Origin of the sequence: Kitasatospora sp. NPDC051984, assembly GCF_044593455.1 — a bacterium.
Taxonomy (GTDB): Bacteria; Actinomycetota; Actinomycetes; order Streptomycetales; family Streptomycetaceae; genus Kitasatospora.
This window is the reverse complement of the sequence record NZ_JBIUCB010000003.1, coordinates 417,731-440,407: the sequence shown is the minus strand read 5'-3', so window position 1 is coordinate 440,407 and position 22,677 is coordinate 417,731. Positions and strand designations below refer to the sequence as shown.

Genomic DNA, 22,677 nt, shown 5'->3' with positions numbered 1-22,677 from the left:
ACAAGATAACGGTGCTGTGATCACCGTCACTGACACCCTTTCAGGAAGCGACTTCCAGGGCATCCCCGCAAAGGCCCCAGATTTAATATGTAAAATTGTACTGTCATTACCGGGAATTCCCCCCACCCCCACCAGCCCCACAGGAATCCCGCATTCCGGCCCCGAACCCACCGAGAACTGCCGGAACATGCCGAAGGGCCGCTCCCCCGACCCGGCGGAGTCGGAGAGGCGGCCCTTGAGACCTGCCGAGCGCGGTTCCCGACCCGGCGGAGTCGGGAGTGGGCGCCCGGGGGAAATGCCTGAGATCAGACCTCGGTGCGCTGGGCCGGAATACCGGCCAGCAGGGCACGCACCTCCGCCTCGCGGTAACGGCGGTGGCCGCCGAGGGTCCGAATCGACGTGAGCTTGCCGGCCTTGGCCCAGCGGGTCACCGTCTTGGGGTCCACGCGGAACATGGTGGCGACCTCTGCCGGCGTCAGCAGGGGCTCGGCGTCAGGGGTACGAGCGGTCATGAGCGGCCTCCTCGGGAGAACCGAACCAGGGCGGTTCTATCCTTCAAATTCTGCACCTTGACCCGTGATGCCCGAAATGGCACGGACGGGCCGAGTCGGTTATAGGACGAACGGCTTGTCCTGGTGTCTACAACTACACCATCCGTCCAGCCCTATCGGCCAAACCGTCAAAATTGACCCTCACGGGTTCAAGGGCGACGGATGGCCATGGACCACCCCATAGCGGACAGTTACGCACCGGTGACGTCCGGTCACGGTGCGCACGCCCGAGAGGGCTTGGGTTGGTTGTCCCATTTTGGCACATAGGTCTGAGTTGGCGTCAACGGTGAGTAGTGTCACGTTTCTCGGCTATTGACCCGATCTGGGACCATCGTCCCAAAAACCCGCCCAATGGTATGGACCATCCTCTCCCCTCGCACCTCCATTCGACCAGGGGCAATTTCTGACGCCTCCTCAGCCCCTCTGAGCTTCCCCCGTCACCGGGCCGATCAAGCTCAGGAGGCCTGCCTCAGTGCCAGCACCCGCCGCCAGCGCGCCGACAGGGCCTCGTAGCAGCGCTGTGCCGCCACGGTGTCGCCGGTCCGCAGGGCGGCCAGGCCGTCCGCGAGTTCGCCCACCGAGTGCTCCTCGGCGAGCGCCCGCGGGCCGAGCAGCTGCACCAGGCCGCCGTAGTCGAGCTCCACCAGCGAGCGCGGGTGGAACTCCTCCAGCCAGCGGCCGATCTCCTCCGCCCCCTCCGCGAGCGCCGCACCGGCCGCGCTGCCCGGCACCTCGGCCGTGGGGACGGCGGTACGCAGCGCCCGGTAGGCCCGGGCCACCCGGCGGCGGGCCTGCACCATCGGCGTCAGGTAGAACAGCGCGGCGGGCTCCGGCCGTTCGCCGTCCCCGGCGGAGCCGTACTCGCCGGCCGGCAGGTGGTGGCGGTCCTCCTCGCCGAACGCCAGGAACCAGTGCAGCGGCACCTCCCAGCGGCTGGCGCGGATCCACGGCCGGGCGTCGGGGTGGTCCTGCTGCCACTGCGCCCGCTCGGCCTCCGCGGCGGCCCGCAGCGGCGACGGCAGCACGGTGTCCACCAGGTGCGCGGGCAGCGTGCGGCGCAGCTCCTGCAGGGCCAGCCAGCCGCGCAGCCGGGTCGTCCACGGGCAGATGTAGGTGACGCCGTCCGCGAGCCGGACGTAGGCCTGCCCGTCCTCCTGGTCGGGCAGCGGACGGGGCGTCAGGGCGGCCAGCGCGGCCAGGGCGGCGCGCTGTTCGGCGAGCGCGGCGCCGGTCACCGGCCGGCCCGGCCCGTCCGCGTCGGGGCCGTGTGCGGCCGCGTAGGCCTGCCAGCGGCCGCGGTCCGGTTCGGGGTAGGCGGCCAACGGCTCGTAGACCCGCAACTGGGCGGTGTACGGCGGGAGCACGGAGGTGCGCGGGGCGGTCACGCTCCGCATGGTCGCATGCGCCTCAGGGACGCGTCAGGGTGTCGCCGAGAAGGCTTCGATCGTTATTGCTCGGGGCCCGTCCCGGGGCAGATTCGAAGGCGGCCCCGGAGCTAGGCTTCGACCAGACGCCCGCACCACCGTCGCGGGCCATCATTGCTGGAGTCACCACCGTGACCGACGTACACACCACGCACCCCGCACCAGGCGTGCTGGGCCGAGTCTTCGGCACCGGCCAGGAGGGCGACGGGCACGAGCAGGTCGTGCTCTGCCACGACCGTTCCACCGGTCTCAAGGCGATCATCGCCATCCACTCGACCGCCCTCGGCCCGGCGCTCGGCGGCACCCGGTTCTTCCCGTACGCGAGCGAGGAGGAGGCGTTGACCGACGCCCTGAACCTCTCCCGCGGAATGAGCTACAAGAACGCCCTCGCCGGGCTCGACCTCGGCGGCGGCAAGGCCGTGATCATCGGCGACCCGAACCAGGACAAGAACGAGGCGATGCTGCGCGCCTACGGGCGCTTCGTGCAGACCCTGCGCGGCCGCTACATCACCGCCTGCGACGTGGGCACGTACGTCCAGGACATGGACGTGATCGCCCGGGAGACCGAGTTCGTCACCGGCCGCTCGCCCGAGCACGGCGGCGCCGGCGACTCCTCCGTCCTCACCTCCTTCGGCGTCTTCCAGGGCATGCGGGCCTCCGCCCAGGCCCGCTGGGGCCAGCCGACCCTGCGCGGCAAGCGGGTCGGCGTGGCGGGTGTCGGCAAGGTCGGCCACTACCTGGTCGGCCACCTGGTCGCGGACGGCGCCACCGTGGTCGTCACCGATGTCTCCGAGGCCGCCGTGAACCGGGTCCGGGCCGCCCACCCCGAGGTCGAGGTGGTGGCCGACACCGCCGCCCTGCTCGCCTCGGACCTGGACGTGTACGCCCCGTGCGCGCTCGGCGGCGCGCTCACCGACGAGACGGTGGGGGCGCTCGGCGCGGCCGGCACCTCGATCGTCTGCGGCGCGGCCAACAACCAGCTCGCCCACGCGGGTGTGGAGAAGGACCTCGCCGACCGCGGCATCCTGTACGCGCCCGACTACCTGGTGAACTCCGGTGGCGTGATCCAGGTCGCCGACGAGATCGACGGTTTCAACTTCGACCGGGCGAAGAACAAGGCGACGAAGATCTTCGACACCACGCTGGAGATCTTCACCCGGGCCGCCGCCGACGGCATCCCGCCGGCGGCGGCCGCCGACCGGCTCGCCGAGAAGCGGATGCGGGAGATCAGCGCGCTGCGCTCGGTCCTGCTGCCGGCCGCCCGCCGGAGCTGACCCGCCACGCTTCGTGATGCGCGGGGCCGGCGCCGCCCGGCCCCGCGCATCACGATGTGGAACCGGATTCTCAGTTAGTCCCCCGAACGGGCGATACCGCGCCTCCTTCGGGGGATAATCTCTGCAGGAACGACGGGACCGGCATCGCGCCGGACAGCCTGCCAAAGCCCCGAAATTCCCCTCTGACCTGGGCGGACCTGGTTCGAGGGAGCTTGGGTGCGCGCCACGTCACACCGGCGACGTACCGTCCGGCGGCGGAAGCAGGTACCGTTAATGCTCCAAGGGACGGTTTCCCACTTCGGGCAGGCCGGACCTGATCATCAACACGTGTCAGACTCGGGGCCGTGAGCCCCACCGTTGAGGGGGTCGACCCATGGGGCGCGGCCGGGCCAAGGCCAAGCAGACGAAGGTCGCCCGCGAGCTGAAGTACAACAGCGGCGGGTTCGACGCTAACCGTCTGTCTCACGAGCTGGGTGTATCTCCGTCCACCGCGATCGAGCCTGAGCCGATCGAGGACGACGACGAGGACGACCCCTACGCGGCGTACGCGGACATGTACGACGACGAGGACGACGACGACGAGGACACCCCTCCGACTCGTCGCCGCGCGTAACGTTCTTCGACCGGACCGGTCCGGGCACTCCCTGCGGGTGCCGGGCCGGTTTTCGGCGTACCTGTTCGCGACAGCCGGTGTTCGTGGCGTGAGCCGGTGGTTCACGCTCATGAGAAGGGCCCCGCCGTGGCGGGGCCCTTCAGCGTGCCAGGATCAGAACGCCTCGTAGGCGTTGTACAGCGCCGCGCCGCCGTCGTGCTCCGCGTCGCGCTCGACCACGTCGCCGAGCAGCCACGCCTCGACGCCGCGGTCCTCCAGCACCGACATGACCACGTCGACCGACTCCGGCGGGACGACGGCGACCATGCCGACGCCCATGTTGAGGGTCTTCTCGATCTCCAGGGTCTGCATCTGGCCGACCTTGGCGACGGTCTGGAACACCGGCAGCGGGCTCCAGGTGCCGCGGTCCAGGCGGGCGTGCAGGTGGTCCGGGATGACCCGGGCCAGGTTGGCGGCCAGGCCGCCACCGGTGACGTGCGAGAAGGCATGGATCTCGGTGGCGCGGGTGAGCGCCAGGCAGTCCAGGGTGTAGATCCGGGTCGGCTCCAGCAGCTCCTCGCCGAGGGTGCGGCCGAACTCCTCGACCTGGCGGTCGAGCTTCCAGCCGGCCTGGTTCAGCAGCACGTGCCGGACCAGCGAGTAGCCGTTGGAGTGCAGGCCGGAGGCGGCCATCGCGATGACCACGTCACCGGCCCGGACCCGGTCCGCGCCGAGCAGCGCGTCGGCCTCGACCACGCCGGTGCCGGCGCCGGCCACGTCGTACTCGTCGGGGCCGAGCAGGCCCGGGTGCTCGGCGGTCTCGCCGCCGATCAGCGAGCAGCCGGCCAGCGTGCAGCCCTCGGCGATGCCCTTGACGATGGCGGCGACCCGCTCCGGGACGACCTTGCCGACGCAGATGTAGTCGGTCATGAACAGCGGCTCGGCGCCGCACACCACGAGGTCGTCGACGACCATGCCGACCAGGTCGTGGCCGATGGTGTCGTGCTTGTCCATGGCCTGGGCGATGGCCACCTTGGTGCCCACGCCGTCGGTGGCGGAGGCCAGCAGCGGGCGCTCGTAGCGCTTGAAGGCGGAGGCGTCGAACAGTCCGGCGAAGCCGCCCAGGCCGCCCAGGACCTCGGGACGGTTGGTCTTCTTCACCCACTGCTTCATCAGCTCGACGGCACGGTCGCCGCCCTCGATGTCGACACCCGCGGCGGCGTAGGTCGCCCCGGTCTCGTTGCTGGTCACCTGGTGTGGCCCTTTCGAAGTGGTGGTGCTGCCTCCCCCGGCCGGAGCCGGGACGGGGTGCCCCCGGCCCGGAGGCCGGGGGCGGTGCGCCTGGTTACGGGCGTCGCAGCGCGTCCGCCGCGCCGGCGCCGCCCAGCAGCGACTGCACGCCGTCGAGGTCGCTGGTCTGCTTGCCGCCGCGGACGGGCTGCTGCTGCTGCTTGGCCTGGCCGCCGGCGATCTCCGCCTCCAGCAGCAGCTTGCCGAGCAGCGCCGGGTCCGGCAGCTCCATCGGGTACTCGCCGTCGAAGCAGGCCCGGCAGAGGTTGTCCTTGGGCTGCTTGGTGGCCTCGATCATCCCCTCGATGGAGATGTAGGCCAGCGAGTCGGCGCCCAGCGAGCGGCCGATCTCGTCGACCGACAGGCCGTTGGCGATCAGCTCGGCGCGGGTGGCGAAGTCGATGCCGAAGAAGCACGGCCACTTCACCGGCGGCGAGGAGATCCGGATGTGGACCTCGGCCGCACCGGCCTCGCGGAGCATCCGCACCAGCGCGCGCTGGGTGTTGCCGCGGACGATCGAGTCGTCCACGACCACCAGGCGCTTGCCCCGGATGACTTCCTTGAGCGGGTTGAGCTTCAGCCGGATGCCCAGCTGGCGGATGGTCTGGTTGGGCTGGATGAAGGTGCGGCCCACGTAGGCGTTCTTCACCAGGCCGGAGCCGAACGGGATCCCGCTGGCCTCGGCGTAGCCGATCGCGGCGGGGGTGCCGGATTCGGGAGTCGCTATCACCAGGTCGGCGTCGGCGGGGGCCTCGGCGGCCAGCTTGCGGCCCATCTCCACCCGGGAGAGGTGCACGTTGCGGCCGGCGATCGAGGTGTCCGGGCGGGCCAGGTACACGTACTCGAAGACGCAGCCCTTGGGCTTGGCCTCGGCGAAGCGCGAGGAGCGCATGCCGTTCTCGTCGATGGCGATCAGCTCGCCGGGCTCCACCTCGCGGATGAAGCTGGCGCCGACGATGTCGAGGGCCGAGGTCTCGGAGGCGACCACCCAGCCGCGCTCGATCCGGCCGAGCACCAGCGGGCGGATGCCCTGCGGGTCACGGGCGGCGTAGAGCGTGTGCTCGTCCATGAAGACCAGCGAGAACGCGCCCTTGACGCCCGGCAGCACCTGCTGCGCGGCTTCCTCGATGGTCAGCTCGGCGTGGCCTGCCAGCAGAGCGGTCAGCAGGTCGGTGTCGTTGGTCGCCGCGGTCCGCCCGGAGCGGGAGACGTGCTCCTCGCCGGGCAGTTCGGCGACCTTCGCCGCGAGTTCGGCGGTGTTGACCAGGTTTCCGTTGTGACCGAGGGCCAGCGAACCGTTGGCGGTCGCCCGGAAGGTCGGCTGGGCGTTCTCCCAGACCGAGGACCCGGTGGTCGAGTAGCGGGCATGTCCGACGGCGATATGCCCGTGCAGCGACCCCAGGGAGGTCTCGTCGAAGACCTGGGAGACAAGTCCCATGTCCTTGAAGACGAGAATCTGGGAGCCGTTGCTCACCGCAATGCCCGCGGATTCCTGTCCGCGGTGCTGCAGGGCATAGAGGCCGAAGTACGTGAGCTTGGCGACCTCCTCGCCGGGAGCCCAGACACCGAAGACGCCACAAGCGTCCTGGGGGCCTTTCTCACCGGGAAGAAGATCGTGGTTGAGTCGTCCGTCACCACGTGGCACGTCTCCGAGTCTAGGGCAGTCGGCGGGAACGCCCTGATGGCAGCCTCGCGGTACGCGCGTAGACCCCGCCCCTTACCAGTTTTCGACACGGACGGTGACCGGCTTCACGCCCTTGTCATCAAGCCTTCGCAGGCCCGGACGACCGGCGTTGTGAGCCTGCTCACCCGGCGGGCAGCAGCAGCCGCCAGGAGTCCGGACGGACCGTCCAGGTGCGGTGGCGGACCGGGCCGACCGGGCAGCCGTCGGCCTCGTAGCCGAAGCCGCGCCCGGCCACCGTGAGCCGGCCGGCCCGGTGGCGCTGCGGGCTGCCGTCCAGCTCGAGGGCGAGTTCCATGGCGCCGTCGGCCATGGCGACCCGGAGGTGGCGCACCCGCTGGTGGACGTCGGCCAGCAGCCGGCCGTCGGCCTCGATGCGCAATTCCTCGGATCCGGAGGGGCTCGCCTGCTCGGCCGCAGCAAGTTTCGCCCATAGCGAACGCCAGCCACCCGTTCGGCCCTGCCTGGGGCCGGTGAAACGGACCTCCGAGAGCACCACTCCGCCACCGTCGTCGAGCAGCAGTCCGAGCCGCCGCGCACTGCCCGCCAGCACCGTCCGGGCGGCCGCGACCGGCTCGGCCGGCACCCCCAGCAGACGGGCCGTCGCGGTGGCCACCGGACCCCCGACCGGCACCAGTCCGACCGGGTCGGCGTCCAGCTCCCGTTGCCGGTGCAGCGCCTGCAACACCCGCTGCAGCGCCTGGTCCGAGCCGATCACCACGGCCCGCCTCCTGCCCCGGTGCTGAAGCACCCGGTCCAGCTCGGACGGGCTCTCCGGCAGGGTGACCTTCACGTCGGCCCCGCCGCACAGCACATCCTTGGCGATCCGCACCGATTCGCCGTCCGCCTGCCTGGCCGAAGGGTCCAGCACCACCAGGAGCGGCCCGGCCCCCTCGGCGTCCGGGGGGCGGGATACGGGCGTGGACAGCGACGACACGACCGGTCCTTCCTCAGGTAATCTCTCGGTGCAAGAGCCCCTTGCGCCATTGCGCCAGGGGCTTCGTCCATCTCGGGGCAGACTGCGGTCTTCGCAGGATGCCCCAACCGGAAGGGGTGTACGCCTGTGCCGGCACTCGTGCTCGTTGGTGCCCAGTGGGGAGACGAGGGCAAGGGGAAGGCCACCGACCTGCTCGGAGGCTCCGTCGACTACGTCGTCCGCTACCAGGGCGGCAACAACGCCGGTCACACGGTGGTCATCGGCGACCAGAAGTACGCCCTCCACCTGCTGCCTTCCGGCATCCTCAGCCCGAACGTGGTGCCGGTGATCGGCAACGGCGTGGTCATCGACCCGGGCGTGCTGCTCTCCGAGCTGCAGGGCCTGAACGACCGCGGCATCGACACCTCCAAGCTGCTGATCTCGGGCAACGCCCACCTGATCACCCCGTACCACCGGACGCTGGACAAGGTCACCGAGCGCTTCCTCGGCAAGCGCCGGATCGGCACCACCGGCCGCGGCATCGGCCCGTCCTACGCGGACAAGATCAACCGCGTGGGCATCCGGGTCCAGGACCTGTTCGACGAGTCGATCCTGCGCCAGAAGATCGAAGCGGCGCTGCACGACAAGAACCAGCTCCTGGTCAAGCTCTACAACCGCCGCGCGATCCCGGCCGACCTGGTGCTCGAGGAGTACCTGGGCTACGCCGACAAGATCAAGCCGTACCTGGCGGACACCACCTACGTCCTGGACGAGGCGCTGAAGGCCAACAAGGTCGTGCTGCTCGAAGGCGGCCAGGGCACCCTGCTCGACGTGGACCACGGCACGTACCCGTTCGTCACCTCGTCGAACCCGACCTCGGGCGGCGCCTGCACCGGCTCCGGCATCGGTCCCACCAAGATCGACCGGGTGATCGGCATCCTGAAGGCCTACACCACCCGCGTCGGCTCGGGCCCGTTCCCGACCGAGCTGCTGGACGCGGACGGCGAGGCGCTGCGGCGGATCGGCGGCGAGCGCGGTGTCACCACCGGCCGCGACCGGCGCTGCGGCTGGTTCGACGCGGTGGTCGCCCGCTACGCGACCCGGGTCAACGGCCTGACCGACTTCTTCCTGACCAAGCTGGACGTGCTGACCGGCTGGGAGCAGATCCCGGTCTGCGTCGCGTACGAGATCGACGGCCGCCGGGTCGAGGAACTCCCGTACAACCAGACCGACTTCCACCACGCGAAGCCGATCTACGAGAACCTGCCCGGCTGGAGCGAGGACATCTCGAAGGCGCAGACCTTCTCCGACCTGCCGAAGAACGCGCAGGCGTACGTGAAGGCGCTGGAGGAGATGTCGGGCGCGCCGATCTCGGCGATCGGTGTCGGCCCCGGCCGGACCGAGACCATCCAGATCAACTCCTTCCTGTAGTCCTGGTTCGAGAGGCCCGGCACCCCTGTCGCGGGGGTGCCGGGCCTTTTGCGCGCCCGCCCGTGTTTGCACTAATACAGATATCGCTTGCGCCTAGTGCAAAGCTGCCCCTACGGTGTGCCGCATGACCGCGAAGCTGCCCGCACCCGTCCTCCTGACCGGCCGCCACATCCGGCTGGAGCCGCTGACCCGCGCCCACGTGCCGGACCTGTTCGCCGCCGGCGGCGGGGACGAGGAGGTGTGGCGCTGGGTGCCGACACCGCTGCCGCGCACGCTGGAGGAGATGGCGCGGGTGATCGACACCCGGCTGGCCGACGTGCACTGCGAGCCGTACGCGGTCATCTCGCTCACCGACGGGCGGGCGATCGGCGTGAGCTGCTACTACGACGCGAGCGCGGCCGAGGAGCAGGTGGAGATCGGCGGCACCTGGTACGCGCGCTCCGCGTGGCGGACGGCGGTGAACACCGAGGCGAAGCTGCTGCTGCTCACGCACGCCTTCGAGGACCTCGGCATGGGCCGGGTCAGCTGGCGCACCGACATCCGCAACGAGCGCTCGCAGAACGCGATCCGGCGGCTCGGCGCCTCCTACGAGGGCACGTTCCGGCGCAACAAGCAGCGCGTGGACGGCAGTTGGCGGGACACCGTGTTCTTCTCGATGCTGGCCGACGAGTGGCCGGCCGCGAAGGCCCGGCTGACCGAGCGGCTGGCCGCCGGGTAATGCCGCGTCAGTAGATGGCGGCGGAGACGATCGCGGCGACCGCCAGGTTGGTGGAGGCGGTCACCCAGACCGCCGGGTGCGGCTCCTCGTCGACCAGCAGCTCGCCGAGCCTGCCGGGCGTGACCAGGTCGAGCACCCAGAACGAGACCGCCATCAGCAGCAGGCCGAACAGGCCGAAGACGGCGGCGGCGGCCAGGCCCTTGCCGAACTCCTGGTAGGTGGAGATCACGGCGGTGAAGACGATCGCGCCGACCGACAGCAGCGCGGAGCTGAGCACCACGGCGGCGTTGCGGTTGCGCTCTATCCAGATCTGCCGGCGCAGCTCACCGGGCGTCAGCACGTCCACCAGGAAGACGCCGAGCAGCAGCAGGACCAGGCCGACGCCGCCGTACGCCGCCGCGTACCCCAGCTGATGAAGGATGTCGCTCATCCGGTTCCGCCCCCTGCTGTCCGCCTGCCGACCCCGTGCCGAGGACCGGCACAACATAGCGCACGGGGCCGGCGGCGCCGCCGGGGCGTGACTCAGTCGTTGTGCTCGACCAGGCGGTCCAGGCAGACCGCGACGGCGATCATCAGCGGGATGTCGGTGCCGTCCTCGATCTCCACGCCGTACGCGTCACGGACGCTGAACCACTTGCGGGAGACCTCGCCGATCCGGTGCCCGTCGTTCTTGACGGTGTACTCCTTGTCGATCAGGTCGCCGTGGATCTCCCACTCGCCGCCGTTCTCCAGCTCCACGTGGTACTTGTCGTGGAACGGGGTGAACAGCTTCTTGCGGACGGTGGCGACCACGTCCCCGTCGGCGTTCTCGATCTTCATCGCGTCGCGGACGGTCAGCACCTTCTCCCGGATGGTGGCGACCGTGTTGCCCTCGGCGTCCTGCAGCTCGAAGGTGTCGCGGACGCGCATCACCTTGCCGTCCACCAGGAAGCACTTCTCGCCGTGCTCGTCCTCGACCCAGTAGTCGTCGCCGAACGCGAACAGGCGCTCCTTGACCACGAACTTCCGACCCATGACCCGACTCCTCGTCTGCTTGCCGGCCCGCCGTCGGGCGGCCCTCGACATGCTGCCAGTCAGTGGCTACGTGAGGTCCCACAACAGGCGGTAGTACGCGAGGCGTTGTTCGTCGGGTTCGACGCCGTAGGCCTCCAGCAGGGGACGTTCCCAGCCGGGGCCGTAGTTCCAGACCGTGCTCCAGGACGCCACCGCGAGGTCGGCCCAGCGGTCGGCCACGCCGAGGGTGCCCAGGTCGACGTGGCCGGTGGGGCGGCCGTCGTCGCCGACGAGGGTGTTGGGGGCGCAGGCGTCGCCGTGGCAGACCACCTCGGCGTCCGGCGGCGGCGGGTCGGCGAGGATCGCCAACGCCCGCTCCACGGTGCCGTAGTGGCGCAGGTCCGGGTGCCAGTCGGCCGGGTCGCGGCGCAGGGTGACGGCCTGGTCGATCCGGTCACGGAGGGACCACCGGTAGGGGCAGTCGGCCACCGGCAGCGCCTCGTGGAAGGCGCGCAGGCCCTCGCCGATCGCGCGGACGGCGATCGCCGGCCGCTTCTTCAGCTCCGGGTCGACGGCCGAGCGGCCGGGCAGGCCGGCCGTCAGCAGCCAGCGGCCGGTGTCGTCGCCGCCGACGTCCAGCACCTCGGGGACGGCGGTGAACGCGCGGGCCCAGCGCAGCCGTTCGGCCTCCGCGCCGAGGTCCGCGCCGCTACCGGCCGGCGCCCACTTCGCGAACCGCCGCCCCGGGCCGTCGCCCAGCCGGAACGTCAGCCCGCCGAGCCCGTTGCGCCACACCGCCACCGGCGGTACGCCACCGGCCAGTTCGGCGACGGCGGGCGGGACGGCGACGTCTTCCTCGGGTGCGCAGGCGCTCATCCGGCCAGTGTCGCGCACCGGCCGACCGCCGGTCCCCCGGTTTTCCGCCGCCCGGTCCGATCAAGGACGCGGACGCGCAACGATCCACCGCTCCCCCTCCCCGTGCCGGGCCCGGGACGCTAGCTTCTGCTCGCATGGAAATCGGCGAACTGATCGCGAGTGGCCGCACCGCGGACGTCTGGGCACTGAACGACGGGCGGGTCCTGCGCCGCTACCGGGACGGACTGACCGCCGACGGCGAGGCCGAGATGATGGCGCACCTCGCCGAACACGGCTACCCCGTGCCCGCGGTGTGGGCCGCCGAACGGCCCGAGGACCTGATCATGGAACGCCTCGGCGGCCCCACCATGCTGGACTCGCTCCTCGCCGGGACGATCAGCCCGGGCGCGGCAGGCGAACTGCTCGCCGAACTGCTGCGCCGGCTGCACCAGATCCCGCCGCGCGCCGCCGCCCGGCCCGGCGACCGGGTGCTCCACCTCGACCTGCACCCCGACAACGTCCTGCTCACCCCGCACGGCCCGGTGGTCATCGACTGGTCCACCGCCGCCGAGGGCGAACCGGGCCTGGACGACGCGATGAGCGCCGTCATCCTCGCCCAGGCCCTCCACGACCGGCCCGACACGGCCCGCACCCTCCTGGTCCCGCTGCTCCGCGGCCTGCCCCCGATCGCCGAGCGCCACCTCGCCGAGGCCCGCGCCCTCCGCGCCGCCAACCCGACCCTGAGCGCCGCGGAGATCGCCGTGCTCGATGCCGCTGTCGCCCTCATCTCCGCTTGCGCAAAGGGGAGTTGAGCACCCCGTCGAACGGCTTCCCGACGGTTCGAGCCCGGTGTATAAGTCGTATGGACTGCACACCGCAGGCACACAACGGGGGGTCCCGCCGCATGCCGAGAAACGTGTTCAGACGCGCCACCGCCGCCCTGCTCGGCGCCGCCGCCATCGCCCTGACGGCTCCCGCCACCACCGCCGCCGCCATACCACCGCCCCATCTGCCGAGCGGCGCCAAGCTCCTGCCGGGGCAGTACCTGACGGGGGGCTACGAGCCGGCCATCGGCGCCATCCTGGAGATGCAGACCGACGGCAACCTCGTCCTCTACCTGGAGAAGTCCGTCGGCGGGCACGGCGCGGCGATCTGGAGCAGCGGCACCTGGGGGCACCCGGGCGCGTACGCGTACATGCAGCCGGACGGCAACTTCGTCGTCTACCGCCAGGGCGGCAGCCAACCGTCCGACGCCCTGTGGAGCAGCGAGACCTGGGGCAACCCGGGCGCGATCGTGATGCTGTGGGAGGGCAGCCTGTCGATCCCCACCGCGAGCGGCCCCTTCTGGCGGACCGACACCGGGCCGGGTCCGGCCGTCTTCAACTTCCCGCACGGCGATCCGAAGGCGGCCATCACCTCGACCCAGGGCCTCGACCCCGGCCACTGGATCCAGTCGGACACCGTCCGGCTGGTCAACCAGCCCGACGGCAACCTGGTCCTCTACCGCCGGCAGGACGGCACCCCGATCTGGTCCAGCGGGACCTGGGGCCGCCCGAAGTCGAGCCTGCTCCTCTCGCAATCGCCGGTGTGGTCCGCGCTGGGCCTCTACCGCGTCGACAACGGCACCCGGGCCTGGTCCGTCCCGGTCAAGGGCACGAACGGCGACTACGGGATCGTCCAGAACGACGGCAACTTCGTGCTCTACGCCGACGGCGGCACCGCCGTGTGGTCCACCGGCACCTGGGGCAGGGCCTGACGAGCGCCCCTTCGAACCACCGGCCCGGCAGCCACGGAGCCGTCCGGGACGACGGCCACTTCGTGACCCACGGCAACGTCACCTCGCCGTGGAGCACCGGCACTTGAGCAACAACTGACCCTCGCGCCACGGCCGTCACGACCGCGGTGTACAAGTAGTGGGCCCACACACCGTGGGCCCACGAATGAGGGGGAGTTCCACCCGATGCGGAAGAACGTGTTCAGACGTACCACCGCGGCCCTGGTCGGCGCCGCCGCCATCGCCCTGATGGCGCCCGCCACCGGCGCCTCGGCGGCGACCGACGTCGCCGACCTGCGCAGCGGCGACAAGCTGCTGTCGGGTCAGAGCATGAAGAGCGGCGAGTCCGTCCTGGTCATGCAGACCGACGGCAACCTGGTGCTCTACTTGGAGAGCTCCACCGGTACCCGCGTGTCGACGGCGATGTGGAGCACCGGGACCTACGGCAACCCGGGCGCGTACGCGTACATGCAGGAGGACGGCAACCTGGTCGTCTACCGCCAGGGCAGCACCTCCGGCTCCGACGCCCTGTGGAGCAGCAGGACGTGGAGCAACCCGGGCGGTCACATGACGCTCAACTGGGGTGACATCACGGTGTGGCCGGCGCGCGGCGGCAACGCGCCGTGGGACAGCCGTACCGGGCTCGCGCCCGCAGCCGGTTTCGGGGGCGCCACCCCGGAGGCCTCCATCACCAGTGGCCGGAACGTCGAAGCCGGCCAGTGGATCCAGTCGAACTCGGTCTGGCTGGTCAACCAGGCCGACGGCAACCTGGTGCTCTACCGCAAGCGGGACGGCGCCGCGATCTGGGCCAGCAACACCGCGAACCGCTCGCAGTCGAGCCTGGTCGTCAGCAACTCGCAGAACGACCCCGCGCTGCGGATGCGGGACAGCAGCGGCCAGACCACCTGGTCCGCCACGCCCAAGGGCACGTCCGACGTCTACGGAACCGTCCAGGACGACGCCAACTTCGTGCTGTACAGCAACGGTTCGGCCCTGTGGTCCACCGGCACCTGGGGCAAGGGCTGACCCTCCCCGCCCCGGGGTGACCGGCGCGCGACGTACATGAGCTGTGGGCCCACCCACCGGTGGGCCCACCACACGCGGAAGAACGTTCTCCGCCGCACCACCGCGCCCCTGCCCGGCGCCGGCCACCCCGCCCCGGCCACGTAGATCATCCGAGTCGAACTCGGTCCAACTAGTTGTGCTCCACCGCAAGCGGGACCGCGCCGGACTGTGGTCCACCGGCACCTGGGGCAAGGGCTAACCGCCCGCTGACGGCGGCGGGGAACCGGTGAGACCCCGTCGTCCGAACCTCCCGGCGTCGGCTACGGGCGAGCCACCTTGATGCGCGGATGCCCCGAGGCCTCGACCAACTGCCCGATGTCTCCCGGGTCGTCGGTCAGGATCGGCGCATCGAGATGCTCGACAGCGGCCAGCACAACGCTCGCATCGACGACGTCCCAGCTGCCCGCCCGCCGGCAGAGCTCGGCCGCCGCCTTGGCCCGTTCCTCCGTCAGCGCCAGGACTTCACAGCCGCGCAACACCCGGTGCAGGACCGCCGAGGACGGCCGCACGTTCCACACCTGCGCCAGCACCCCGGCCGGCACCAGCGGCCGGACCCGCGCGGAGAGAAACGTCTCGTGCTGGGCCACGAAAGCCCGGTCGTTCTTCTCCGCGGCGATCAACGCCCCGGAGTCGTAGACAACAGCGCTCACGCGGTCTGCCGTTCCGGCCCCGCGGCCCAGCCCATGATCTCGTCGACCCGCTCCGAAGCAGCCCGGCGTTCCTCGGCCGTGAAGGCCCCGTACTCGTGCTGGTACTCGGCCATGGCGGCCAGGCCGTCGAGCCGACGCTCCTCGTTGGCGAAGTAGTCCACCAGGGCGTGCGAAACCACGGTGGAGATCTGCTCCTGACGTTGCGCGGCGAGGGCCCGGAGTCTCGCCCCGAGCTCCTCTTCGAGGCTGATGCTCAGCTTGGCCTTCTCGCTCATATTCCAACCGTAATACGCACCCGTCCGCCGGTCCACCGGATTCACCCGGAATGCCGACCCCGGATCGTGGGGTTGGATGTGGCCATGGCTTCTCGTGCACGTGTACGCGCCCCCGAGCTGGTCGGCGCCGGTGGATGGCTCAACACAGGTGGCAAGGATCTGTCGCTGGCGGACTTCCGCGGCAAGATCGTGATCGCGGACTTCTGGACCTTCTGCTGCATCAACTGTCTCCATGTCCTCGACGAACTCCGGGAGTTGGAGGAGAAGCACCGCGACACGGTGGTGATCGTCGGGGTGCATTCGCCGAAGTTCGTGCATGAGGCGGACCACCGGGCGGTGGTGGACGCGGTGGCGCGGTACGAGGTGCACCATCCGGTGCTGGACGATCCGGAGCTGGTGACGTGGAAGCAGTACGCGGTGCGGGCCTGGCCGACGCTGGTGGTGATCGACCCGGAGGGGTACGTCGTCGCGCAGCACGCGGGTGAGGGGCATGCGCACGCGATCGCCCGGCTGGTCGAGGAGTTGGAGGCGGAGCACGCCGCGAAGGGCACGCTGCGGCGCGGCGACGGGCCGTACGTGGCGCCCGAGCCGCAGGCGGGTGACCTGCGGTTTCCGGGGAAGGCGGTGCGGCTGCCGAACGGGCACTACCTGGTCGCGGACTCCGGCCACCACGCGCTGGTGGAGCTCGCCGAGGACGGCGAGTGGGTGGTGCGGCGGATCGGCGACGGGGTGCGCGGACTGGTGGACGGCGCCGCGCCGCGGTTCAGCGAGCCGCAGGGCCTGGCGCTGGTCCCGGAGGGTCTCGGTCTCGGCTACGACGTGGTGGTGGCGGACACCGTCAACCACGCGCTGCGCGGCGTGCGGCTCGCCGACGGCTCGGTGACCACCCTGGCCGGCACCGGCAAGCAGTGGTGGCAGGGCTCGCCGACCTCCGGCGAGGCCACCGCCGTCGACCTGTCCTCGCCGTGGGACGTCGCGTTCTTCGACGGCCGGGTGTGGATCGCGATGGCCGGCGTGCACCAGCTGTGGTCGTTCGACCCGGTGGCGGGGACGGTCGCGGTCGCGGCCGGCACCACCAACGAGGGCCTGATCGACGGCCCCGCCGAGCAGTCCTGGTTCGCCCAGCCGTCCGGCCTGGCGGTCTCCGCGGACGGCGAGCGGCTGTGGGTCGCCGACTCGGAGACCTCCGCGCTGCGCTGGGTCGCCCGCGGCACGCACGAGGTGCACACCGCCGTCGGCACCGGCCTGTTCGACTTCGGCCACCGTGACGGGGCGGCCGAACAGGCCCTGTTCCAGCACCCGTTGGGCGTCACGGTGCTCCCGGACGGCTCGGTCGCGGTCAGCGACACGTACAACCACGCGCTGCGCCGCTACGACCCGGCGAGCGGTGAGGTCTCCACGCTGGCCACCGATCTGCGGGAGCCGTCCGGCGCGGTGGTGGTGGACGGCGACATCGTGGTGGTGGAGTCCGCCCGACACCGGCTGACCAGGCTGCGGCTGCCCGAGGAGGCCGTCCGGGTGGAGGCCGTCGCGCACCGCACGCAGCGCGCCGCCACCGAGGTCGCGCCGGGCACGCTCCGGCTGGACGTGGTGTTCTCCGCGCCCACCGGCCAGAAGCTGGACGAGCGCTACGGCCCGTCCACCCGGCTGCTGGTCAGCTCCACCCCGCCCGGGCTGCTCACCGCCGGCGCGGGCGCCGACAGCGCGCTCTCCCGCGAGCTGGTGCTCGCCGAGGGCGTGACGGAGGGCGTGCTGCACGTCTCCGCGATGGCCGCGTCCTGCGACGACGACCCGTCGATCGAGTACCCGGCCTGCCACGTCCACCAGCAGGACTGGGGCGTGCCGGTGAAGGTGGTGCCGGGCGGCGCGACGCGGCTGCCGCTGGTCCTTGCCGGGATGGACTGACGCGACATCAGGGTGCGGGCACCGCCCGCACCCTGGGCACGGCTCAGCCCTCGAGGAACGCCTTGATGGCCCCCGCCAGGTAGTGCGGGTCCTCCGCGCCGCACAGCTCGCGCGCGGAGTGCATGGACAGCGCCGCGATGCCGCAGTCGACCGTCGTGATGCCGAGGCGGGCGGCGGTGATCGGGCCGATGGTGGTGCCGCAGGGCATCGCGTTGTTGGAGACGAAGGTCTGCCACGGGACGCCGGCCTTCTCGCAGGCGGCGGCGAACACGGCCCGGCCGACGCCGTCGGTGGCGTACCGGTTGTTGACGTTGACCTTGAGGATGGGGCCGCCGTTGGGCAGCGGGTGGTGGCCGGGCTCGTGGCGCTCGCTGTAGTTGGGGTGGACGGCGTGCCCCATGTCGGAGGACAGACAGATGGTGCCGGCCAGCGCGCGGGCGCGGTCCTCGGCGGTGCCGCCGCGGGCGTAGCAGGAGCGCTCCAGCACGTTGCCGAGCAGCGGGCTCTGCGCACCGGTGTCGGACTCGCTGCCGGTCTCCTCGTGGTCGAACGCGGCGAGCACCGGGATGCAGGCCAGGTCGGCGCCGGACGCGGCGACGGCGGCGAGCGCGGCGGTGGCGGCGTGCACGGAGAGCTGGTTGTCGAGGCGCGGGCCGGCCAGCAGTTCGCGGTCGCGGCCGAGGTAGGACGGCGGCTGGACGTCGTGGGCCATCAGGTCCCAGCCGGTGATGTCGGCGGCGTCGAGGCCGGCCTTCTCGGCGACGTACTCGAGCAGCGCGCCCTCGGTGGTGTCGCCGAGTCCCCAGATCGGCGTCAGGTGGCGCTGGCGGTCGAGCTTGAGGCCGTCGTTGACGCCGCGGTCGAGGTGGATGGCGAGCTGCGGGACGCGCAGCAGCGGCTCGTCGAGGTGGACCAGGCGGGTGGTGCCGTCGCGCAGGACGAGCCGGCCGGAGAGGCCGAGGTCGCGGTCGAGCCAGGTGTTGAGGGGGACGCCGCCGTAGATCTCGACGGCGATCTGCCGCCAGCCGGCCGAGCCGGTGTCGGGGATGGGCTTGACCCGCAGGTTCGGCGAGTCGGTGTGGGTGCCGACCACCCGGTAGGGGGTGGCGGGGCCGGCCCCTTCGGGCACGTACCAGGCGATGAGGGCGCCGCCGCGCACCAGGTAGCGGCCGCCGCTGTCGCCGTCCCACGCGTCCGTCTCACGGACCTCGCGGAAGCCGACCCGCTCCAGCCGCTCGACCGCGCTCTGCACCGCGTGGTACGGGGAGGGGGAGGCGGCGAGGAAGGCGATCAGGTCGTCCGTGTGCTTCCGGTCGAAGTGGGCCGTGCGGGCGGCGGTCGACATGTTGCTCCTGGGTTGAGGGCGGGCCGGGCCTGATGGGGGTTAACAGGCCCGCCCCCTGAGCATATGCCCGTACACGGACAGGACCGTGTGAAGTCCGCAACGGTGACACAACAGTGAGCATGGCGCGACACAACACCGCGGGGCCCGGTGGTGAACCGGGCCCCGCGGCGTGAGGGTGGGTCAGGCGGTCGGGTGAGCGGCCGGCCGACGCTCGATCAGAACGCCTCTTCGGCGAGGTCCATCAGCTCGTTGTCGATGGCCTCGGCGATCTGGCGCTGCGCGGCGGTGGTCGGCAGCACGGTGCGGGCGAAGTGCTTCGCCGCGGCGATCTTGCCCTGGTAGAAGGGGACGTCCTTCTCGGAAGCGCCGGCCTCCAGCTTGGCGAGCGCGACGGCGGCCTGACGCAGCAGCAGCCAGCCGACCACGACGTCGCCGGAGACCATCAGCAGGCGGGTGGTGTTCTGGCCCACCTTGTACATGTTCTTGACGTCCTGCTCGACGGCCGTCAGGTCGGCGATCAGCTTGCCGACGATGGCCTCCAGGTCGCCGGCGGACTTGGCGAGCAGGTCGCGCTCGGCGGCCAGGCCGGCGCCGCCCTCGTTCGAGGCGAGGAACTTCTGGATCTGCTCGTTGACCGCGGTCAGCGCCTGGCCGCCGTCCTTGACGATCTTCCGGAAGAAGAAGTCCTGGCCCTGGATGGCGGTGGTGCCCTCGTACAGGGTGTCGATCTTGGCGTCCCGGATGTACTGCTCGATCGGGTACTCCTGCAGGTAGCCGGAGCCACCGAAGGTCTGCAGGGACTGGGCGAGCTGCTCGTAGGACTTCTCCGAGCCGTAGCCCTTGACGATCGGCAGCAGCAGGTCGTTCAGGCGCTCGGCGGCGGCGTCGTGCTCGCCGCGCAGGCGGGCGGCCAGCATGTCGTCCTGCACCGAGGCGGTGAAGAGGACCAGGGCGCGCATGCCCTCGGCGTACGCCTTCTGGGTGAGCAGCGAGCGGCGCACGTCCGGGTGGTTGGTGATGGTGACGCGCGGCGCGGTCTTGTCCATGAACTGCGAGATGTCGGCGCCCTGCACGCGCTCCTTGGCGTACTCCAGCGCGTTCAGGTAGCCGGTGGACAGGGTGGCGATGGCCTTCGTGCCGACCATCATCCGGGCGAACTCGATGATCTTGAACATCTGGCGGATGCCGTCGACGGTCTCGCCGAGCAGCCAGCCCTTGGCCGGGTGCTTGGCGCCGAAGGTCATCTCGCAGGTGTTGGACGCCTTGAGGCCCATCTTGTGCTCGACGTTGGTCGCGTAGGCACCGTTGCGCTCGCCGAGCTCGCCGGTCTCCCAGTCGAAGTCGTACTTCGGCACGATGTACAGGCCGAGGCCCTTGGTGCCCGGCTTGCCGCCCTCGGGGCGGGCCAGCACCAGGTGGATGATGTTCTCGGACATGTCGTGCTCGCCCGAGGTGATGAAGCGCTTGACGCCCTCGATGTGCCAGGAGCCGTCCTCCTGCTTGATCGCCTTGGTGCGGCCGGCGCCCACGTCGGAGCCCGCGTCGGGCTCGGTCAGCACCATGGTGGCGCCCCACAGGCGCTCGACCATGCGCTGGGCGACCTTCTGCTGCTCCTCGGTGCCCTCGTCGTAGACGACGCCGGCGAAGGCCGGGCCGGAGGAGTACATCCAGATCGCGGGGTTGGAGCCGAGGACCTGCTCCGCGTACGCCCAGACCAGGGAGCTCGGGGTGACCTGGCCGCCGATGCCCTCCGGGATGCCCAGGCGCCACCACTCGGCGTCCATGAAGGCCTGGTAGCTCTTCTTGAAGGTCTCGGGGATCGGAGCGGTGTTGGTCTCCGGGTCGAACACCGGCGGGTTGCGGTCGGTGTCGGTGAAGGAGGCGGCGAGGTCGTTCTCGGCCAGCCGGGAGATCTCGCTGAGGATGTTCTTCGCGGTGTCGACGTCCATGTCGGCGAACGGACCGGTGCCGTACACCTGGTCGCGGCCGAACACCTCGAAGAGGTTGAACTCCACGTCCCGCAGGTTGGACTTGTAGTGACCCATGACCGTATCTCCGGTTCGTCTTCCACGGGCGAGCCGCTTACGGCGCACCGCTTACCCACCAGTACGCCCCATGATGCTACCCAGCGGTAACTTGTTCAACCCCTCCACCGTGAAGCACCTATGAACGTGGTCACGTCCCACAATGCGGCCCACCACCGGATTGTGCGGATCACCCGCCCCCAAGCGGGGCCCGGCCCGATAGCCTTGCCCCGTGTACGGCTACGAGCAGAACGCCTACCAGGACCCCTACCAGCAGCAGATGCAGCAGGGGATGTCCGGCATGCCGGGCGCCGGATACGGCGACCCGCAGGCCGCCCAGCAGTCGCTCTACCCCGAGCCCTCGCCGCCCTCGCTGGCGGACGCAGTGCGCGCCTTCACCACGGGGGCGATGCCGGTGGAGGACTTCCAGGCCATCTTCATCACCTCGAAGGTGTACTGCCCGCGCGGCGACCGCCCCGGCTTCCTGGCGCTGCACAACACCCCGACGCCGGTGATCCCGATGTTCAGCTCGCTCAAGGAGCTGAAGCGGTACGCCGGCAAGGACTCCAAGTACTTCTCGGTGACCGGCGCCGAGGTGCTCGACCTGCTGCCCACCGGCTACGGCTTCGCCCTGGACATGGAGGGCGAGCACCGGATGGTGTTCGACGCCCGCGCGGTCGAGCAGATGGTCGACTTCACCATGCGCCGGATGTACGGCTGACCCCTCCTCCCGCCCCTCTCCGGGCCGGAATAGGGCCACATAGTTCAACGTTCAACCTTGCGAGTGGTTGAGAGTTGAACTACTGTGGTGGACGTAGGCCACAGACCCGCCGAAGGAGGCCGACATGCCCGCCGTGACCGTCGAGAACCCGCTGACCCTGCCGCGCGTGACCACGCCCGACCCGCTGCACAGCACCGCCCGGCCGGTCCTCACCGTGGCAACCGCCCCCGAGGGCTACGAGGGCGAGGGCTTCCCCGTCCGCCGCGCCTTCGCCAAGATCAACACCAAGTTCCTCGACCCGTTCATCATGATGGACCAGATGGGCGAGGTGGACTACGCGGCCGGTGAGCCGAAGGGAACCCCCTGGCACCCGCACCGCGGCTTCGAGACGGTCACCTACATCATCGACGGAACGTTCATCCACCGGGACTCGCACGGCGGCGGCGGCACCATCACCGACGGCGACACCCAGTGGATGACCGCCGGCTCCGGTCTCCTGCACATCGAGACCCCGCCGGAGTCCCTGGTGAAGTCCGGCGGCCTCTTCCACGGCCTCCAGCTCTGGGTGAACCTGCCCGCCTCGGACAAGATGATCACCCCGAAGTACCAGGACATCCGCGGCGGCAGCGTCAAGCTGCTCAGCACCGAGGACGGCGGCGCGCTCCTGCGCGTCATCGCCGGTGAGCTGGACGGCCACACCGGCCCGGGCACCACCTTCACCCCGATCACCATGATCCACGCCTCGATCAGCCCCGGTGCCCAGATCACCCTGCCCTGGCGCGCCGACTTCAACGCCCTCGCCTACGGCCTCGCCGGCAACGGCTCGGCCGGCACCGAGCACCGCCCCTTCCACCGGGGCCAGGCCGTCGTCTTCGGCGACGGCGACTCGATCACCCTGCGCGCCGACGAGAAGCAGGACTCCCGCGACAACAACTTCGAGGTCGTCCTCCTCGGCGGCCTGCCGATCCGCGAGCCCGTCGCCCACTACGGCCCGTTCGTGATGAACAGCCACCGCGAACTCCAGCAGGCCATGGAGGACTTCCAGGCCGGCCGCCTCGGCACCATCCCCGCCGACGAGAACTGACAACTCCTCACCCCTGAAGCACCCACAAGCCCGAAAACCCGCGTGCCCCGTCCTCGGACGGGGCACGCGGGTTTTCCGCGTCTTCGGGCTCAACCTTTCGCCGGGCTCG

General features: G+C 70.9%; 22 protein-coding genes. 10 read left to right on the top strand and 12 right to left on the bottom strand.

The window, feature by feature from the left end; genetic code table 11:
* Nucleotides 1–305 precede the first annotated feature (305 nt).
* The gene (bldC, locus tag ACIHEI_RS08605; protein ID WP_030459248.1) at nt 306–512 is read right to left on the bottom strand and encodes a developmental transcriptional regulator BldC; all 207 of its coding nucleotides are present in this window, start codon (nt 510–512) and stop codon (nt 306–308) included.
* 494 nt (nt 513–1,006) lie between these two features.
* Nucleotides 1,007–1,936: a hypothetical protein gene (locus ACIHEI_RS08600; protein WP_392953274.1), complete on the bottom strand. Its 930-nt coding sequence runs from the start codon at nt 1,934–1,936 to the stop codon at nt 1,007–1,009.
* A gap of 170 nt (nt 1,937–2,106) precedes the next feature.
* On the opposite strand from ACIHEI_RS08600, the gene ACIHEI_RS08595 reads away from it, so the two are divergent.
* Both ACIHEI_RS08595 and ACIHEI_RS08590 read left to right on the top strand, forming a co-directional pair.
* Nucleotides 2,107–3,249, top strand: coding sequence for a Glu/Leu/Phe/Val dehydrogenase dimerization domain-containing protein (locus ACIHEI_RS08595; protein WP_392953272.1), 1,143 nt, complete (start codon nt 2,107–2,109; stop codon nt 3,247–3,249).
* Nucleotides 3,250–3,622: 373 nt separating this feature from the next.
* The gene (locus ACIHEI_RS08590; RefSeq protein WP_387640400.1) at nt 3,623–3,862 is read left to right on the top strand and encodes a DUF3073 domain-containing protein; all 240 of its coding nucleotides are present in this window, start codon (nt 3,623–3,625) and stop codon (nt 3,860–3,862) included.
* 153 nt (nt 3,863–4,015) lie between these two features.
* On the opposite strand, the gene purM is transcribed toward ACIHEI_RS08590, so the two are convergent.
* The 3 genes from purM to ACIHEI_RS08575 all read right to left on the bottom strand — a co-directional run bounded on the left by purM (nt 4,016) and on the right by ACIHEI_RS08575 (nt 7,749).
* The gene (purM, locus tag ACIHEI_RS08585) at nt 4,016–5,092 is read right to left on the bottom strand and encodes a phosphoribosylformylglycinamidine cyclo-ligase (protein WP_396606108.1); all 1,077 of its coding nucleotides are present in this window, start codon (nt 5,090–5,092) and stop codon (nt 4,016–4,018) included.
* Between the two features lie 94 nt (nt 5,093–5,186).
* Nucleotides 5,187–6,776 (bottom strand): amidophosphoribosyltransferase, encoded by a 1,590-nt coding sequence (purF, locus tag ACIHEI_RS08580; RefSeq protein WP_396606107.1) that lies wholly within the window; start codon nt 6,774–6,776, stop codon nt 5,187–5,189.
* A gap of 160 nt (nt 6,777–6,936) precedes the next feature.
* On the bottom strand, nt 6,937–7,749 hold the full coding sequence (locus ACIHEI_RS08575) for a diacylglycerol kinase (RefSeq protein ID WP_396606106.1): 813 nt from the start codon (nt 7,747–7,749) through the stop codon (nt 6,937–6,939).
* Nucleotides 7,750–7,875: 126 nt separating this feature from the next.
* On the opposite strand from ACIHEI_RS08575, the gene ACIHEI_RS08570 reads away from it, so the two are divergent.
* The gene (locus ACIHEI_RS08570) at nt 7,876–9,159 is read left to right on the top strand and encodes an adenylosuccinate synthase (RefSeq protein ID WP_387640389.1); all 1,284 of its coding nucleotides are present in this window, start codon (nt 7,876–7,878) and stop codon (nt 9,157–9,159) included.
* Nucleotides 9,160–9,283: 124 nt separating this feature from the next.
* Nucleotides 9,284–9,877: a GNAT family N-acetyltransferase gene (locus ACIHEI_RS08565; RefSeq protein WP_396606105.1), complete on the top strand. Its 594-nt coding sequence runs from the start codon at nt 9,284–9,286 to the stop codon at nt 9,875–9,877.
* 7 nt (nt 9,878–9,884) lie between these two features.
* On the opposite strand, the gene ACIHEI_RS08560 is transcribed toward ACIHEI_RS08565, so the two are convergent.
* From ACIHEI_RS08560 to ACIHEI_RS08550, 3 genes are all read right to left on the bottom strand, one after another.
* Nucleotides 9,885–10,307, bottom strand: a complete 423-nt coding sequence (locus tag ACIHEI_RS08560; RefSeq protein WP_392953259.1) for a DUF350 domain-containing protein — start codon at nt 10,305–10,307, stop codon at nt 9,885–9,887.
* Between the two features lie 92 nt (nt 10,308–10,399).
* Nucleotides 10,400–10,891, bottom strand: coding sequence for an LURP-one-related/scramblase family protein (locus ACIHEI_RS08555; RefSeq protein WP_396606104.1), 492 nt, complete (start codon nt 10,889–10,891; stop codon nt 10,400–10,402).
* Between the two features lie 66 nt (nt 10,892–10,957).
* On the bottom strand, nt 10,958–11,746 hold the full coding sequence (locus ACIHEI_RS08550; RefSeq protein ID WP_396606103.1) for an aminoglycoside 3'-phosphotransferase: 789 nt from the start codon (nt 11,744–11,746) through the stop codon (nt 10,958–10,960).
* A gap of 134 nt (nt 11,747–11,880) precedes the next feature.
* Here ACIHEI_RS08550 and ACIHEI_RS08545 point away from each other — a divergent pair, with 134 nt between their 5' ends.
* From ACIHEI_RS08545 to ACIHEI_RS08535, 3 genes are all read left to right on the top strand, one after another.
* Nucleotides 11,881–12,537: a phosphotransferase gene (locus tag ACIHEI_RS08545; RefSeq protein WP_387640377.1), complete on the top strand. Its 657-nt coding sequence runs from the start codon at nt 11,881–11,883 to the stop codon at nt 12,535–12,537.
* A gap of 104 nt (nt 12,538–12,641) precedes the next feature.
* Nucleotides 12,642–13,481 carry a hypothetical protein gene (locus ACIHEI_RS08540; RefSeq protein ID WP_396606102.1) on the top strand — a complete coding sequence of 280 codons (840 nt, stop codon included), beginning with the start codon at nt 12,642–12,644 and terminating at the stop codon, nt 13,479–13,481.
* A gap of 204 nt (nt 13,482–13,685) precedes the next feature.
* Nucleotides 13,686–14,525 carry a hypothetical protein gene (locus tag ACIHEI_RS08535; protein WP_396606101.1) on the top strand — a complete coding sequence of 280 codons (840 nt, stop codon included), beginning with the start codon at nt 13,686–13,688 and terminating at the stop codon, nt 14,523–14,525.
* Nucleotides 14,526–14,824: 299 nt separating this feature from the next.
* On the opposite strand, the gene ACIHEI_RS08530 is transcribed toward ACIHEI_RS08535, so the two are convergent.
* Both ACIHEI_RS08530 and ACIHEI_RS08525 read right to left on the bottom strand, forming a co-directional pair.
* Entirely contained in the window at nt 14,825–15,214 is a 390-nt protein-coding gene (locus ACIHEI_RS08530; RefSeq protein WP_396606100.1) for a twitching motility protein PilT, read from the bottom strand.
* Nucleotides 15,211–15,489 carry a hypothetical protein gene (locus tag ACIHEI_RS08525; RefSeq protein ID WP_387860120.1) on the bottom strand — a complete coding sequence of 93 codons (279 nt, stop codon included), beginning with the start codon at nt 15,487–15,489 and terminating at the stop codon, nt 15,211–15,213. The genes ACIHEI_RS08530 and ACIHEI_RS08525 overlap by 4 nt, the downstream gene beginning before the upstream one ends.
* A gap of 84 nt (nt 15,490–15,573) precedes the next feature.
* Here ACIHEI_RS08525 and ACIHEI_RS08520 point away from each other — a divergent pair, with 84 nt between their 5' ends.
* A complete protein-coding gene (locus ACIHEI_RS08520; protein WP_396606099.1) occupies nt 15,574–17,394 on the top strand; it encodes an NHL domain-containing thioredoxin family protein in 1,821 nt (606 codons plus the stop codon).
* A gap of 43 nt (nt 17,395–17,437) precedes the next feature.
* On the opposite strand, the gene ACIHEI_RS08515 is transcribed toward ACIHEI_RS08520, so the two are convergent.
* Nucleotides 17,438–18,739 carry a M18 family aminopeptidase gene (locus ACIHEI_RS08515; RefSeq protein WP_396606098.1) on the bottom strand — a complete coding sequence of 434 codons (1,302 nt, stop codon included), beginning with the start codon at nt 18,737–18,739 and terminating at the stop codon, nt 17,438–17,440.
* A 215-nt stretch (nt 18,740–18,954) separates the two neighbouring features.
* Nucleotides 18,955–20,784 carry an acyl-CoA dehydrogenase gene (locus ACIHEI_RS08510; RefSeq protein WP_396606097.1) on the bottom strand — a complete coding sequence of 610 codons (1,830 nt, stop codon included), beginning with the start codon at nt 20,782–20,784 and terminating at the stop codon, nt 18,955–18,957.
* A 211-nt stretch (nt 20,785–20,995) separates the two neighbouring features.
* Here ACIHEI_RS08510 and ACIHEI_RS08505 point away from each other — a divergent pair, with 211 nt between their 5' ends.
* On the top strand, nt 20,996–21,484 hold the full coding sequence (locus ACIHEI_RS08505) for an SseB family protein (protein WP_387640359.1): 489 nt from the start codon (nt 20,996–20,998) through the stop codon (nt 21,482–21,484).
* Between the two features lie 124 nt (nt 21,485–21,608).
* Nucleotides 21,609–22,568: a pirin family protein gene (locus ACIHEI_RS08500; protein ID WP_392953238.1), complete on the top strand. Its 960-nt coding sequence runs from the start codon at nt 21,609–21,611 to the stop codon at nt 22,566–22,568.
* Nucleotides 22,569–22,677 lie beyond the last annotated feature (109 nt).